This window comes from Candidatus Planktophila sp., assembly GCF_036734405.1.
GTDB lineage: Bacteria > Actinomycetota > Actinomycetes > Nanopelagicales > Nanopelagicaceae > Planktophila.
Window position 1 is genome coordinate 238,982 of sequence record NZ_DAIMYR010000003.1, and the last position, 14,728, is coordinate 253,709.

9 protein-coding genes are annotated in these 14,728 nt (G+C 46.2%); 8 read left to right on the plus strand and 1 reads right to left on the minus strand.

The window, feature by feature from the left end; translation table 11 throughout:
* The first annotated feature begins 13 nt into the window (after window positions 1–13).
* Window positions 14–2,599 (plus strand): DNA polymerase I, encoded by a 2,586-nt coding sequence (gene polA / locus AC9UC2_RS05215; RefSeq protein WP_509526051.1) that lies wholly within the window; start codon window positions 14–16, stop codon window positions 2,597–2,599.
* Here the strand turns inward: polA and AC9UC2_RS05220 are convergent, their stop codons facing one another.
* Window positions 2,600–3,850, minus strand: coding sequence for an MFS transporter (locus tag AC9UC2_RS05220; protein WP_509526053.1), 1,251 nt, complete (start codon window positions 3,848–3,850; stop codon window positions 2,600–2,602).
* Between the two features lie 104 nt (window positions 3,851–3,954).
* Here AC9UC2_RS05220 and rpsA point away from each other — a divergent pair, with 104 nt between their 5' ends.
* The 7 genes from rpsA to rapZ all read left to right on the plus strand — a co-directional run bounded on the left by rpsA (window position 3,955) and on the right by rapZ (window position 14,727).
* On the plus strand, window positions 3,955–5,307 hold the full coding sequence (gene rpsA, locus AC9UC2_RS05225; RefSeq protein ID WP_509526055.1) for a 30S ribosomal protein S1: 1,353 nt from the start codon (window positions 3,955–3,957) through the stop codon (window positions 5,305–5,307).
* Between the two features lie 110 nt (window positions 5,308–5,417).
* Window positions 5,418–6,005, plus strand: a complete 588-nt coding sequence (coaE, locus tag AC9UC2_RS05230; protein ID WP_509526057.1) for a dephospho-CoA kinase — start codon at window positions 5,418–5,420, stop codon at window positions 6,003–6,005.
* Window positions 6,006–6,018: 13 nt separating this feature from the next.
* Window positions 6,019–8,100 carry an excinuclease ABC subunit UvrB gene (uvrB, locus tag AC9UC2_RS05235; RefSeq protein WP_509526059.1) on the plus strand — a complete coding sequence of 694 codons (2,082 nt, stop codon included), beginning with the start codon at window positions 6,019–6,021 and terminating at the stop codon, window positions 8,098–8,100.
* Window positions 8,097–10,955 carry an excinuclease ABC subunit UvrA gene (gene uvrA / locus AC9UC2_RS05240; protein ID WP_509526061.1) on the plus strand — a complete coding sequence of 953 codons (2,859 nt, stop codon included), beginning with the start codon at window positions 8,097–8,099 and terminating at the stop codon, window positions 10,953–10,955. Before uvrB ends, uvrA begins: the two co-directional genes overlap by 4 nt.
* Window positions 10,956–10,959: 4 nt before the next feature.
* Window positions 10,960–12,879, plus strand: a complete 1,920-nt coding sequence (gene uvrC, locus AC9UC2_RS05245; protein ID WP_509526064.1) for an excinuclease ABC subunit UvrC — start codon at window positions 10,960–10,962, stop codon at window positions 12,877–12,879.
* Window positions 12,879–13,859, plus strand: coding sequence for a phosphotransferase enzyme family protein (locus tag AC9UC2_RS05250; RefSeq protein WP_509526067.1), 981 nt, complete (start codon window positions 12,879–12,881; stop codon window positions 13,857–13,859). The genes uvrC and AC9UC2_RS05250 overlap by 1 nt, the downstream gene beginning before the upstream one ends.
* Window positions 13,860–13,863: 4 nt before the next feature.
* The gene (gene rapZ / locus AC9UC2_RS05255) at window positions 13,864–14,727 is read left to right on the plus strand and encodes an RNase adapter RapZ (protein ID WP_509526069.1); all 864 of its coding nucleotides are present in this window, start codon (window positions 13,864–13,866) and stop codon (window positions 14,725–14,727) included.
* Window position 14,728: the final 1 nt, after the last annotated feature.

The window sequence follows — 14,728 nt, forward strand, 5'->3', positions numbered from 1 at the left end:
CTACGATGCATCCATGACCAAGCGCCTATTACTTATCGATGGGCATTCAATGGCGTATCGGGCCTTTTTTGCATTACCAGCTGAGAATTTCACCACCGCACAAGGTCAGCACACCAACGCAATTTATGGCTTTGCAACAATGCTGCTATCGCTGCTGTCTACGGAAAAGCCAACACATGTGGCCGTTGCCTTTGACGTCTCACGTAAGACCTTTAGATCTGAAATTTTTCCCGAATACAAGGCTAACCGAGCAAAGACCCCAGATGAATTTCGATCACAAATGTCATATCTGCATGAACTAGTGACAGCCTTTGGAATCACTACCTTTGAAGTTGAAGGCTTTGAAGCAGATGACGTAATTGCAACCATCACTAAGCAGGCCGAGCGCGAGAATGCTGAAGTTTTTATCTGTACAGGTGATCGTGACTCATTTCAGTTAGTTAATGAAAAGACCACGGTGCTTTATCCAAAGCGCGGCGTCAGCGATCTTGTTCGAATGACACCGGCTGCTGTACAAGAAAAATACGGAATGTCTCCGGAACAGTATCCAGATTTTGCCGCACTTCGCGGAGACCCCAGTGACAATCTGCCTTCGGTACCCGGTGTTGGTGAAAAGACTGCCGCAAAATGGGTAGTCGAATATGGTTCATTGCACGAACTGATTGCAAACATCGACAAACTGGGCGGCAAAGTTGGTCAGTCATTACGCGATTCAATTAGTGATGTCATTAGAAACCGAGAACTAACCCAACTAGTTGCCAATGTTCCTTTGGATTTGAGTATCGATTCTTTGGCGTGGAGCGGTGTGGATGAAAACAAAACTAATCCGCTCTTTGAAAAACTAGAGTTCAAAACCCTTAAGGAGCGAATGAAGCCGATTCTACTCAAGGGCACAACTAAGACGGTTGCCCCTGAATTTGAATTATTCGCAGTTGAGATCGCTGAAGGTGTTCTGACTCCTGAAGAAGCGTCAACAAAGATTGCGCAGCATTCGGGTGACATTGCCATTGCATATCAATTAGTTGATGAGAAGCTACATCGTTATGCGGTTGCATTAACGCCAGATGATGTCTTTTTAGTTCATGGTTCAACGATGGGGGATTGGGCAACCAATAAACAAGTTACCAAGATCGCTCATGATGCAAAGTCATTAGCCCGCATCAACGGTTTAACGGGAGTCTGTTTTGATACTTCACTTGCGGCCTATCTAGTTAACCCCGGCGTTCGAAGCCAAGAGCTAAAGGACATACAAGAGCGTTGGGGGGATGGCTCAGCTATCAATGGATCTTCTCCCGAACGGGAACTGTTAACTTCTGCCAGGGCCATGTTGTCCTTGCGAGATTCACTCACGCGCGAATTAAAGGAACGTAACCTGCTCGATCTTTTTACAACTTTGGAACTACCGGTTGCTGATCTCTTGGGACGCATGGAGGCTGTAGGTATAGCGGTCAATAAGAAAGGATTAGAGACACTGGCTGCCTTTTTCGAGGGTGAAGTGAACCGCGAAACAAAAGCGGCGCATGATTCTGTCGGCCACGAATTCAATGTGGCATCTCCTAAGCAGCTACAAGTTGTTTTGTTTGATGAGCTCAACCTTCCTAAAACAAAGAAGATTAAGACCGGCTACACAACTGATGCTGAAAGCCTGGATTGGTTGCATCAAAAAAGTGGGCATCCGGTTTTAACCTCTTTGCTTCGAATTCGCGAAACCAAAAAATTGGGAACAACTGTTGAAGGTCTGATTGCTGAAATTGCCAAAGACGGACGCATTCATACTCATTTCCAGCAGACCGTTGCCGCAACCGGTCGTCTTTCATCAACTGGGCCTAATTTGCAAAACATTCCGGTCCGCACAGAAGAAGGACGCAAGATTCGCGACTGTTTCACCGTTGGCAAAGGTTATGTCGCATTGTTGACTGCAGATTACAGTCAGATCGAAATGCGCATCATGGCTCACTTGTCCCATGATGAAAAATTGCTGGCAGCCTTTGCTTCAGGTGAAGATCTTCATGCAACAGTTGCTGGACTTGTGTTTGGTGTTAAACCATCTGAAGTAGATCCTGAAATGCGTCGACAGATGAAAGCCATGTCGTACGGACTAGCTTATGGACTTTCTTCATATGGTCTAGCGATTCAATTAGATATTTCTCCACCTGCAGCCCAACAATTGATGGACACCTACTTTGAACGATTTGGTGGAATTAGAGACTACTTAAAAACAGTTGTCGAAGATGCGCGCAAAGTTGGTTACACCGAAACAATTATGGGTCGACGTCGTTACTTGCCAGATTTAATGCATGACAATAGACAAAGACGCGAAGTTGCAGAGCGCATGGCGCTCAACGCTCCGATTCAGGGCTCTGCGGCAGACATCATCAAACTGGCGATGCTTAATGTTCAGCGGGCAATTGAAACCGAGAAATTAAACTCTCGCTTACTTTTGCAGATCCATGATGAGTTAATCCTTGAAGTTGTGGCTGGCGAGGAAGAAAAAATAAGTGAACTAGTCAAGCGTGAAATGGGTTCTGCCTATCCTCTGAAAGCACCACTAGATGTTAATGCGGGTCTTGGCCTTACCTGGCATGAAGCGGCGCACTAATTACTTATCTGGATCAGAATTTTCTTTCATGGCCTGAAGGTCTTCTTCATCAGTCGGAACATCATTAGCGGCACTCAGGCGTTCTCGGCCGATAGATAAAATTATAAGACCAATAAAAATCATAACTGGCATAATTGCTAAACCAATTTGTGGAGAATAAGTTTCAGACACGACGCCGCCGGCGGCAGCACCAATTGCCATGAATGAACCTTCTACAGTCCAGATCCAACCAAGTGAAGATGTTTGTGAACCTTTTGGTCTAACCGCTTCCAGGATTTCGAAGTAGAAAACTTTTTGCGCACCACCCAAGAGACCAATGCAGGCGCCAACCAGAGCCATGGTCCAATCAGGATAAGTAAATGCCATTGGTATGCATGCGATAAACCAAAAAATGTAAACTGTTCTAAAGGCAGATAATGGAGCAAGTTTTCTGGAAACTAAGCCTCCCAATAAACCACCAATTACCGTGGCTGCACCATACGTCGCAAGAATCCATGCAACCCGATATTGAACTCCTTCTTGAGTAGCAAAGGCTGGAATCGCAACTGTAAATACCCCTGAGCCAAAGCCGATAAAACAACCCTCTAACATCAGTAGCTGAATAGCTCGATCCCGCCATAACTTTTGCTGATTCTTATGTTTCTTTTCCGGAATCCAATCACGAGAAACGGGAGTGAGCGATAGTGCGATGCCACCGACAAACATCAATGCAGCCGTAGTTCCTAAGCCAAATCCTGGGTGAGAAGAAAGCGATAGCGCAGTAATGACAATTGGCCCAACAACACTTGTTGAACTCATCATTGAAGAATCAAACGCGTACGCCGTACGCAGATACGAATCCGGAACAATGTCTTTCCATAGTGGACGAACAGATAAGTTAATTGGGGGAGCGGTAATTCCCAAAATAAATGCGGTGATTAAAATGGATTCTCTTGTTTCCATTGTGTTGAGCAACAGGATCAGTCCCGAATACAAAGGAACCAAAATACGAATCGGCCACTTTTGACCAAATTTATCCATCACTGAACCGCGAAGTCCTGCAGTCAAAGAACCGGCTAGGGAGTTCAAACCAATGGCAAAGCCAGCCACTGCAATGGAGCCAGTTTCTTGCTCCGCTTTGAAAAAGATACCTAGACCGATCATGCCGTAGGCCAATCGCGCTGGAAATGCGCTAATTCCAAGTCGAATGACCTGTGGGAAAGCCATGAGCTCTCTATATCTATTCATAACGACTGTCAGTCTATCTTTCACGCTCAGGAAAGTAAGTGGATTTGCCCATATGAGCGTGCAAACCGTACCCTTTCCCTTCAGCCGCGAAAGCGGGAACTACTACTTTCTATCCCTACGGAGCACAATTGTCTACACCACAAATTGCAGTAAATGACATCGGATCAGCTGAAGATTTTCTAGCAGCGATCGAAGGCACAATCAGAAACTTTAATGACGGCGACCTAGTATCAGGTGCAGTTGTTCAAGTTGGACGCGAAGAAGTTCTTGTTGATATCGGATACAAGACTGAAGGAGTTATTCCAGCTCGCGAGCTTTCAATTCGCCACGATGCAGATCCAAACTCAATTGTTAAAGTCGGTGAGATTATAGAAGCTCTTGTTCTTCAGAAAGAAGATAAAGAGGGTCGCCTAATCCTTTCCAAGAAGCGCGCACAGTACGAGCGTGCCTGGGGAGACATTGAAGGCAAGAAAGAGCGCGACGAAGTTGTCGTCGGAACTGTTATTGAAGTTGTTAAGGGTGGACTTATCGTGGACATCGGTCTACGTGGATTCCTTCCAGCATCTCTTGTCGAGATGCGCCGCGTACGCGACCTGACTCCATACATTGGCAAGCAGGTTGAAGCACGCATCATCGAACTAGATAAGAATCGCAACAACGTTGTACTTTCACGTCGCGCATTCCTAGAGCAGACACAATCAGAATCACGCACAACATTCCTGAACCAGCTACAAAAGGGCCAGGTTCGCACAGGTGTTGTTTCATCAATCGTTAACTTCGGTGCATTCGTTGATCTTGGTGGCGTAGATGGTTTGGTTCACGTGTCAGAGCTTTCATGGAAGCACATTGATCACCCAGGTGAAGTTGTTGAAGTTGGTGACGAAGTAACTGTTGAAGTTCTCGAAGTAGATTTCGAGCGCGAGCGTGTATCGCTTTCACTTAAGGCAACACAAGAAGATCCATGGCAGGCATTTGCTCGCACCCACACAATCAATCAGGTTGTTCCAGGTGTTGTGACAAAGCTTGTTCCATTTGGTGCATTTATCCGTGTTCACGAGGGAATTGAAGGCCTTGTTCACATCTCAGAGTTGGCAGAACGCCACGTTGAGATTCCAGAGCAGGTTGTTCAGGTTGATGATGAACTCTTTGTAAAGATCATCGATATCGATCTAGAGCGCCGTCGTATCTCACTTTCATTGAAGCAAGCTAATGAAGGTACAGAGATTGAGATCGAAGCATTTGATCCAACTCAGTACGGAATGGCTGCTCGTTACGATGCAGCAGGAAACTTCATTTACCCTGAAGGTTTCGATGCAGATTCACAAGAGTGGAAGCCAGGATATGAAACACAGCGCGAAGAGTGGGAAAAGCAGTACGCCCAAGCTCAAGAGCGTTTCATGGCACACAAGAAGCAGAAGGCTGAAGCAAAGGTGGCTGATGCCGCTGCAACTCCAGCAGAAGAAGTTGCTGCTGCCGAATAAGTAAGAAAGATTCCGACAAAGGAGTCCAGCTTGAAGCCGCGAGAAAAACGTTTGACACTCGCTTACTTCAACTGGACTCCTTTCTCTTTATCCAAAGATAAGATTCAAGCATGCGGGTAATAGCTTTAACGGGTGGCATTGGCTGTGGTAAGTCATTGGCAGCGCAGTACTTTGCTGAACTAGGTGCCCTTGTAATAGATGCGGATCAGTTAGCGCGTGCTGCGATTGAACGTGGCTCAGATGGTTTTGATGAAGTAGTCGCACTTTTTGGTGATTCAATTTTAAAGGATGGAAACATTGATCGCCGAGCTTTGGGTGAGCTTATTTTTAAGGATCCAAAAGCTAGAGCTGAATTAGAGGGAATCATCCATCCTTTTGTCCGTCGCGAATTTGAAGAAGCGGTTGCATCACTCAAAGGCGACGACGTACTTGTTTATGAAATTCCTTTGCTATACGAAACTAATGCGCACGAAAGATTTGACCTTGTCATAACCGTCGAATCAGAATTAGAAAACAGAGTCACTCGCTTACGGGATAGAGGGATGCATATTTCTGAAATCGAGGGCCGAATTGCTGCGCAGGCCACACGGGAACAGCGCATAGAGATTGCCGATTTCCTGATTGAAAATGATGGCAGCGAAGATGAGCTGCTGCGCCAGGTCGAAAACATTTGGGATAGCCTTCACGATAGTAAATAAGTAGGCTTAGCAAATGCGCCCGATATCTGATCTTCAACGCAGGGTCGAGCCCTTTCAAGTAATCAGCGATTATGTTCCGGCAGGAGATCAGCCTGCCGCGATCGCTGAAATAACTAAACGAATCAATGCCGGCGAACGCGATGTTGTTCTGCTGGGTGCAACAGGTACTGGAAAGTCAGCTACAACTGCGTGGCTGATCGAACAGCTGCAGCGGCCCACCTTGGTCCTTGCACCTAATAAGACACTTGCTGCCCAGCTGGCAAATGAATTTCGCGAACTATTACCGAACAATGCCGTTGAATATTTTGTTTCTTACTACGACTACTACCAACCCGAAGCCTACGTACCACAAACCGATACCTTCATTGAAAAGGATTCCAGCGTTAATGAGGAAGTAGAGCGACTTCGACATTCTGCGACGAACTCGCTGCTAACTCGCCGCGACGTCATCGTTGTAGCAACGGTTTCATGTATCTACGGTTTGGGCACACCGCAGGAATACGTAGACCGGATGGTGCGTTTGCGTGTCGGCGAAGAAATCGAACGTAACGCTTTGCTTCGCAGATTTGTAGATGTTCAGTACAAGCGCAATGACATGGCCTTCGAGCGCGGAACTTTCCGGGTTCGTGGCGACACCATCGAGATCATTCCTATGTATGAAGAGCTGGCTATTCGCATTGAGATGTTTGGGGATGAGATCGAGAAGCTATCGACTCTGCATCCCCTAACTGGCGAAATAATTCGCGATGAAGAAGAGATCTTCATTTTTCCTGCCACGCACTATGCGGCCGGCCCCGAAACCATGAAGCGAGCTATCGGCGATATCCAGGATGAACTACAGGTTCAGCTGAATCTATTTGAAAAGCAGGGCAAACTTTTGGAAGCCCAGCGGCTTCGGATGCGCACAACTTTTGACATAGAAATGATGGAACAAATCGGATTCTGCAGTGGAATCGAAAACTATTCCAGACACTTGGATGATCGTGCAGCTGGATCTGCGCCGCATTGTCTACTCGATTACTTCCCGGAAGATTTTCTAGTGGTTATTGATGAAAGTCACGTAACAGTTCCGCAGCTAGGTGCGATGTTTGAAGGCGATGCCTCCCGAAAGCGAACTCTGGTGGAACACGGTTTCCGTCTACCAAGTGCTTTAGATAACCGTCCGCTTAAGTTTCCAGAGTTTGTTGAACGAACTGGTCAAACACTTTACCTGTCAGCAACACCTGGCAAGTACGAACTAGCTAAGGTCAATGGAGATGTAGTCGAGCAGGTTATTCGTCCAACAGGATTAGTAGATCCACAAATTGTGATCAAACCGATTAAGGGTCAGATCGATGATCTACTTAATGAAATCAATATTCGTGCCGCCAAAAATGAGCGTGTTCTAGTAACTACTCTGACCAAGAAGATGTCTGAAGACTTGACTGATTATCTGCAAGAGCGCGGCGTCAATGTTCGCTACTTACACTCTGAAGTAGATACTTTGCGCCGCGTCGAATTACTGCGCGAACTTCGTACCGGTGATTACGATGTACTGATCGGTATCAATTTGCTGCGCGAAGGTTTGGATTTACCGGAAGTATCTTTGGTGGCAATCCTGGATGCTGATAAGGAAGGCTTCCTTCGTTCATCAACATCGTTGATTCAAACAATTGGTCGAGCTGCTCGAAATGTCTCTGGCGAAGTTCATATGTATGCCGATCGAATTACTGATTCCATGGCCAAGGCAATAGATGAGACAAACCGACGTCGGGCAAAGCAGATTGCGTACAACCTAGAACGTGGAGTCGACCCTCAACCGCTGCGCAAAAAGATTGCAGATATCACTGACCTGATTAATCGCGAAAGTGAAGACACCGAAGAACTTTTGTCCCATGAAAAGGGTGGAGCCAAGAAAATTGCCTCATCTGCTGGAATTTACGACAAGTCCTCTACCTCTTTGCCGCGCAAGGATCTGATCGCATTGATAGGCTCGCTCACCGATCAGATGCGCAATGCAGCATCTGAACTTCAATTTGAGGTCGCCGCTAGATTGCGCGATGAAATCAAGATATTGAAGAAAGAGCTACGAATGATGGAAGAGGCCGGGGTTTGAGCATCGATAAGTTGGTTGTACGTGGAGCGCGCGAACACAACCTAAAAAATGTTTCCATCGAACTTCCGCGAGATTCGCTAGTCGTTTTTACGGGCCTGTCAGGTTCGGGAAAATCATCACTCGCCTTTGACACAATTTTTGCTGAAGGTCAGCGTCGATATGTTGAATCCTTATCAGCCTATGCGCGTCAGTTCCTTGGTCAAATGGACAAACCAGATGTGGATTTCATTGAAGGCCTCTCACCTGCGGTATCTATTGATCAGAAATCAACTAATCGAAATCCACGCTCGACCGTGGGAACAATTACTGAAGTTTACGATTACCTGCGTCTGTTGTTCGCTCGTGCAGGAACACCTCATTGCCCTAGCTGCGGCAAAGTTGTCACTCGACAATCGCCTCAACAGATTGTTGATCAGATTCTGGAACTTCCGGCAACGACAAAATTCCAAGTTCTGGCACCAGTTGTCAGAGCCCGTAAAGGCGAATTTGTTGAACTCTTCAATGATCTGATCACTCAGGGGTATTCCCGTGCACGCATTGATGGGGAAGTAGTCCAACTCTCTGATGCCCCTAAGTTAAAGAAACAAGAAAAACATACGATCGAAGTTGTTATTGACCGTTTGACCGCTAAGGCTGAAAGCAAGACGCGCTTAACAGATTCCATTGAAAACGCGTTGCGGTTGGCATCGGGAATTGTCATTCTTGATTTCGTTGATGCAAAAGGTGAGGATAAAGAACGCACTTACAGCGAGCACTTAGCCTGTCATGATTGTGAATTGTCATTTGAAGAATTAGAGCCTCGCTCCTTCTCATTCAACTCTCCATTTGGAGCGTGTGCCGAGTGTTCTGGAATTGGAACAAAGAAGGAAGTGGATGAAGATCTGATCATCCCTGATGATTCAATTTCAATTAATGAAGGTGCGATTGCGCCGTGGTCTGGTGGGCAATCCTCTGATTACTTCTTGCGTTTATTAGAAGCACTTGCCAAGGATCTTCCTTTTTCTCTGGATACGCCGTGGAAGAAGGTGTCAGCAAAAGCTCGTGAAGCGATCTTGAATGGCTACGAGTATGAAATCAAAATGAAGTACAAGGGGCGCTATGGAGCGCGCAACTACACCACCGGGTTTGAAGGTGTTATTCCCTTTATTCATCGCCGACATGAAGAAACTGACAGTGATTACAGCCGCGACAAGTACGAGGCATATATGCGCGAGATTGCGTGCGAAACCTGCAACGGCGCACGACTTAAGCCAGAAGTACTTGCGGTAACTATTGGTAACAAGAACATCTCTGAAATATGTGAACTTTCCATCGCCGATTGTGCAGTTTTCCTGAAGCAAATCAAGCTCAACAAGCGCGAAGCACAGATCGCAGAACGAGTTATGAAAGAGGTCAACGCCCGTCTTGGCTTCTTGCTAGATGTAGGTCTTGATTATTTATCGTTGGCCCGTCCTGCTGGATCGCTATCCGGTGGTGAGGCACAACGCATTCGATTAGCAACTCAGATCGGTAGCGGACTTGTTGGAGTTCTCTATGTTCTAGATGAACCATCAATTGGCTTGCACCAACGCGACAATAAGCGCTTGATTGAAACGCTCACACGTTTACGCGATTTGGGAAACACCTTGATTGTTGTTGAACATGACGAGGAAACAATTCGAACTGCGGATTGGATTGTTGATATTGGTCCGGGTGCCGGAGAACATGGTGGAAAAGTTGTCGTCTCTGGAAGTTATGAAGAACTGATCGCATCCAAAGAATCCATCACGGGTGCGTACTTATCTGGTCGCAAATCTATCGAAATTCCTAAAAAGCGTCGCCCCATTGATCCAAAGCGAAAGCTTGTGGTCAAGGGTGCAAAGGAAAATAACCTCAAAGACATCGAAGTCGAAGTTCCACTGGGTGTATTTGTTTCGGTAACTGGTGTTTCTGGATCTGGTAAATCCACCTTGGTGAATGACATTTTGTACACAACCTTGGCTAACAAGTTAAACGGTGCTCGATTGGTTCCTGGTCGACACAGAACAGTTACTGGTATCGAACTTTTGGACAAGGTTGTGCATGTGGATCAATCTCCGATTGGCAGAACTCCACGGTCAAACCCAGCTACGTACACTGGTGTTTTCGACAAGATTCGTGCGCTGTTTGCCGAAACTAGTGAAGCAAAAATTCGCGGATATCAGCAAGGTCGCTTCTCTTTTAACGTTAAGGGCGGCCGCTGCGAGAACTGTTCTGGTGACGGAACTATCACTATTGAAATGAACTTTTTGCCAGATGTCTACGTTCCTTGCGAGGTCTGTCATGGCGCGCGTTACAACCGTGAAACGCTAGAGGTTCATTACAAGAACAAGACCATTGCAGAAGTACTGAATATGCCTATTGAAGAGGCTGGCGGTTTCTTTGAATCCGTACCGGCAATCGCTCGCTACCTAAAGACTTTGAATGATGTTGGTTTGGGTTATGTTCGGCTAGGCCAATCAGCACCTACCTTGTCGGGCGGAGAAGCTCAGCGCGTAAAGCTTGCAACAGAGCTACAGCGCCGATCAACTGGTCGCACAATTTATGTACTAGATGAACCAACAACAGGATTGCACTTTGAAGATGTCAATAAGTTGTTAACGGTGCTTAATCGTTTGGTTGATACCGGAAACACGGTTGTCGTTATCGAACACAACTTAGATGTCATCAAATGCTCTGACTGGGTTATCGACATGGGGCCTGAAGGCGGTTTCCGCGGAGGATTGGTTGTTGCTGAAGGAACGCCAGAACAAGTAGCTGCAGTCAAAGAGAGCTATACCGGGCAGTTCTTGGGTGAGATTCTAAAGTCAAATAGAAAAGCCCCAGCAAAGAAGTAGTCCAATGGCAGATCCTCAAAGTTATCGGCCTACAAACATCCCGGAACACCCTGGGGTATATCGCTTTTACAACAAATTGGACAAAGTTATCTACGTTGGCAAAGCAAAGAATCTTAAGAATCGCTTAAGCAATTACTTTCAAGCAAATCTTGCGACCAAAACGTATCGCATGGTTCACGAAGCAGTTCGTGTTGATTGGACCATTGTTAGTACCGAACTTGAAGCCTTAGCGCTGGAATTTAGTTGGATCAAGCAGTATCAACCTAAGTACAACGTTCAGTTTAAAGATGACAAGTCCTATCCATATTTAGCCTTATCGCTCAATGATGAATACCCAATGATTTTCATAACGCGCAAGGACAAGCGACCTGGGCTCAAGTACTTTGGCCCTTACACAAACGCCTGGGCGCTACGAAATACTTTTGAAGTTTTGCTCAAGGTTTTTCCGGTCAGATCATGTTCATCAGCTAACTTCACGCGCGCACAGCGCAGTAAGCGCCAATGTTTATTGGGGGACATCGGAAAATGTGCAGCACCATGTGTTGGGTGGATATCACAAGAAGATCACAAACAATTAGCTGGTCGCCTAAATGAATTCATGGAATCGGGTATGGAAAACATCCTGCCTAAGCTTCATGAAGAGATGAACACAGCTGCGGGAAATGAAGAATTCGAGCGCGCAGCACGCTTGCGAGATCAAATCGAATCCTTTGAAAAGGCGCAGAAATCTACTGAAGGCAATTTTTCAGATGATCTGGATGGTGATTTCATTTCGATTTACCACGATGGTTTCCACGCAGCTGGATCGATATTTTCTATGCAACGTGGATCGGTTAAGGGTTCCAGGTCGTGGATTGTGGATCAAGAGATGGTTCTAGAAGGTCAAGATGTCTTGACCTCACTGCTCTATTCAATCTATGGAACCGGTGCGATTGCAGTTCCACGCAATATCTACATTAACGCTGAACCGGTAGATAAAGAGCAGTTAGAACAATGGCTGGGTGGAATTGGATCAACCAAAGTTGAAATCAAAGTGCCACAACGAGGCGAAAAAGTTGAGCTACTCGACACTGTAAAACGTAACGCCCAGTATTCCTTGATTCAATACTTGAGCAAGCGGGCAACAGATGCTGCGGTAAGTGGCAAGGCTTTGACTGAAATAGAAGAGCATCTCAATTTAGGACGAACACCATTGCGGATTGAATGTTTTGATATTTCCAACATTTCAGGCACATCAGTTGTTGCATCCATGGTGGTTTTCGAAGATGGCATGATTAAGAAGAGCGAATACCGACGATTCATCATTGATACCAGCGAAGGATTTGATGACACTCGTGCGATGCACCAAGTGATTACTCGCAGACTTAAGCGTTTGCTTGATGATCGCAAAGAGAATGAAGCCGAAGTTGCAGAACTCGGCGGCAAACCAAGCAAGTTTGCTTATCCGCCTCAGCTCATCGTGGTGGACGGTGGTCAGCCGCAAGTAAATGCCGCACAGCGCGCATTGGATGAGTTAGGGATAAAGGACATTGCGTTGTGCGGATTAGCTAAGCGCTTAGAAGAAGTGTGGATGCCAGGATCGAAGGATCCTCTTATCCTGCCCCGCAACAGCGAAGGGTTGTACCTATTGCAGCGGATTAGAGATGAAGCCCACCGCTTTGCTATTACCTTTCATAGATCACGTCGTTCAAAGGTAATGTTGGAGTCAATTTTGGATGAGATTCCACAATTGGGCTCAGCCCGCAGAGCATCATTGTTAGAACGTTTTGGTTCGGTCGCGGCAATACGTAAAGCAACGGTAGAAGACATCGCAGCAACTCCGGGGATTGGCTCTAAAATTGCCTCAATCATTGAATCTCATCTGTCTTCAATTGCCAGCCAGGGAATCAATACTGAAACTGGCGAGATCTTGGAGAACAAGTAATGGGCAGTGAGTTTTTTGAACTACCGGCAGAAGAGCAACAAAAATCCCTAACCGCTTTTGCTCATGAGTTACTGACTAACTATGGCATCAGCAATACGAAAGTTTCCTGCATCAACTTTGAGTTCAACGCGACTTTTTCGGTCGAAACTGAAACAGGCGTCAAGTACGCCTTACGAGTTAACATCAACTCAACTAGAACGATTAAGAACATGATGGCTGAGATCGAATGGGTCCGCCAACTCAACCGGACGTCGGGCATCAATACCCCCGCACCAATTGCAACTTTAAAAGATGATTTTATTGTTTCCGCCGTCCATCCCGAAACCGGACAGACATTATCTGCCGTGATGTACTCATGGTTAGAAGGGGAAGAAATAGGCGATGAACCAACTTCGGATCAGCTACATGAAGTCGGTAAGGCAATGGCGCTTCTGCATCAAGAATCTTCAGAATTTGTTCTTTCAAGTCGATCCGAATTGCCAACTTTCGATAATTTCTTTTGGGGCACAGAAGATTTTCTCTTCTCTGAAAAATCTAGACTTTCAGTTGCCGATCGAAGTTTGATTCAAGAGGCCCATGATCACATCATGGCGTATACGCGTGATTTGTATGAGACATCACCAGTACACATCATTCACGCAGATTGTCATGGTTGGAATTTGATGTGGCACGAAGGAAAACTTTCAATCTTTGATTTCGATGACTGTGGCTTTGGTGTCCAAGCGCAGGATCTAGCTGTCGCGTTGTATTACTTGGATACGCCAGAGCAAGAGCAAGCCCTTCTGGCTGGCTACGCAAGCGTTAAGCCACTGCCGACTTACTCTGAAAATGCCATGAAAGCACTTCTGCTGCAGCGGCGGTTGTTTCTTTTGAATTACTTGTTTGAAACCAAGAACCAGGAGCACCAAGAGATGCTGCCGGCCTATCTGGAAAAGAGCCTTGAGCGTGTTTCGACCTTCTTGACAGATGTAAGAGGATAAGAGCATGAGCGGACACGAGACCTTAATTCTAACTGGCATGTCAGGTGCTGGGCGATCAACAGTTGCTCACGCCCTTGAAGACTTAGGTTGGTATGTCGTCGACAACTTGCCGCCTGCGCTGCTTCCGGCATTAGTTAGTAAAGGAACGGGGCCACAAGGAAAAGAGTTAGCCGTTGTTGTCGATGTTCGCGGTGGAGAGTTTTTTGATGAATTAACCACTGCACTAGCTGAGTTAAAGAAAAGTAAATCTGCCTATCGTTTAGTTTTTCTAGATGCGACCGATCAAGCATTAGTTCAGAGATTTGAATCAACTAGACGGCCACATCCATTGCAGGGCAAGGATCGAATCGTTGATGGGATCGCACGTGAACGTGAAAAGCTAGAAGAGATTCGCTCTCAATCCGATGTTGCAATCGATACTTCAAACCTCAACGTTCATCAATTAGAAAAGCGAATCGGTGAAATATTTGGTGCAGGAAAGTTGCAAAGAATTCGAGTCAACGTCCTCTCATTTGGGTACAAGTATGGAATTCCAGTTGATTCAGATTTAGTTCTTGACTGTCGGTTTATTCCTAACCCGCATTGGATTCCAGAGCTACGTCCACTAACGGGATTGACTCCACAAGTAAGCGAAAAGGTTTTGGGTAGCGAAGGCGTCAGCGATTTTGTTCAGGATTATGTTCAGTTAGTAAATTCCATGATGCCGGGGTATATGCGCGAAGGCAAGAAATATGTAACGATCGCAGTTGGTTGTACAGGTGGAAAGCACAGAAGCGTTGCTATCACCCAGGAAATCGCACGACAACTCAATGAAATTGGTGCCGAAATTTCAGCACATCCAACGCACCGTGATGTAGGTCGTGAATAGT

Coding starts and splice junctions, on each gene's coding strand:
- rapZ (WP_509526069.1), top strand. CDS start 13,864: ATGAGCGGACACGAGACCTTAATTCTAACTGGCATGTCAGGTGCTGGG.
- uvrB (WP_509526059.1), top strand. CDS start 6,019: ATGCGCCCGATATCTGATCTTCAACGCAGGGTCGAGCCCTTTCAAGTA.
- AC9UC2_RS05250 (WP_509526067.1), top strand. CDS start 12,879: ATGGGCAGTGAGTTTTTTGAACTACCGGCAGAAGAGCAACAAAAATCC.
- coaE (WP_509526057.1), top strand. CDS start 5,418: ATGCGGGTAATAGCTTTAACGGGTGGCATTGGCTGTGGTAAGTCATTG.
- uvrC (WP_509526064.1), top strand. CDS start 10,960: ATGGCAGATCCTCAAAGTTATCGGCCTACAAACATCCCGGAACACCCT.
- polA (WP_509526051.1), top strand. CDS start 14: ATGACCAAGCGCCTATTACTTATCGATGGGCATTCAATGGCGTATCGG.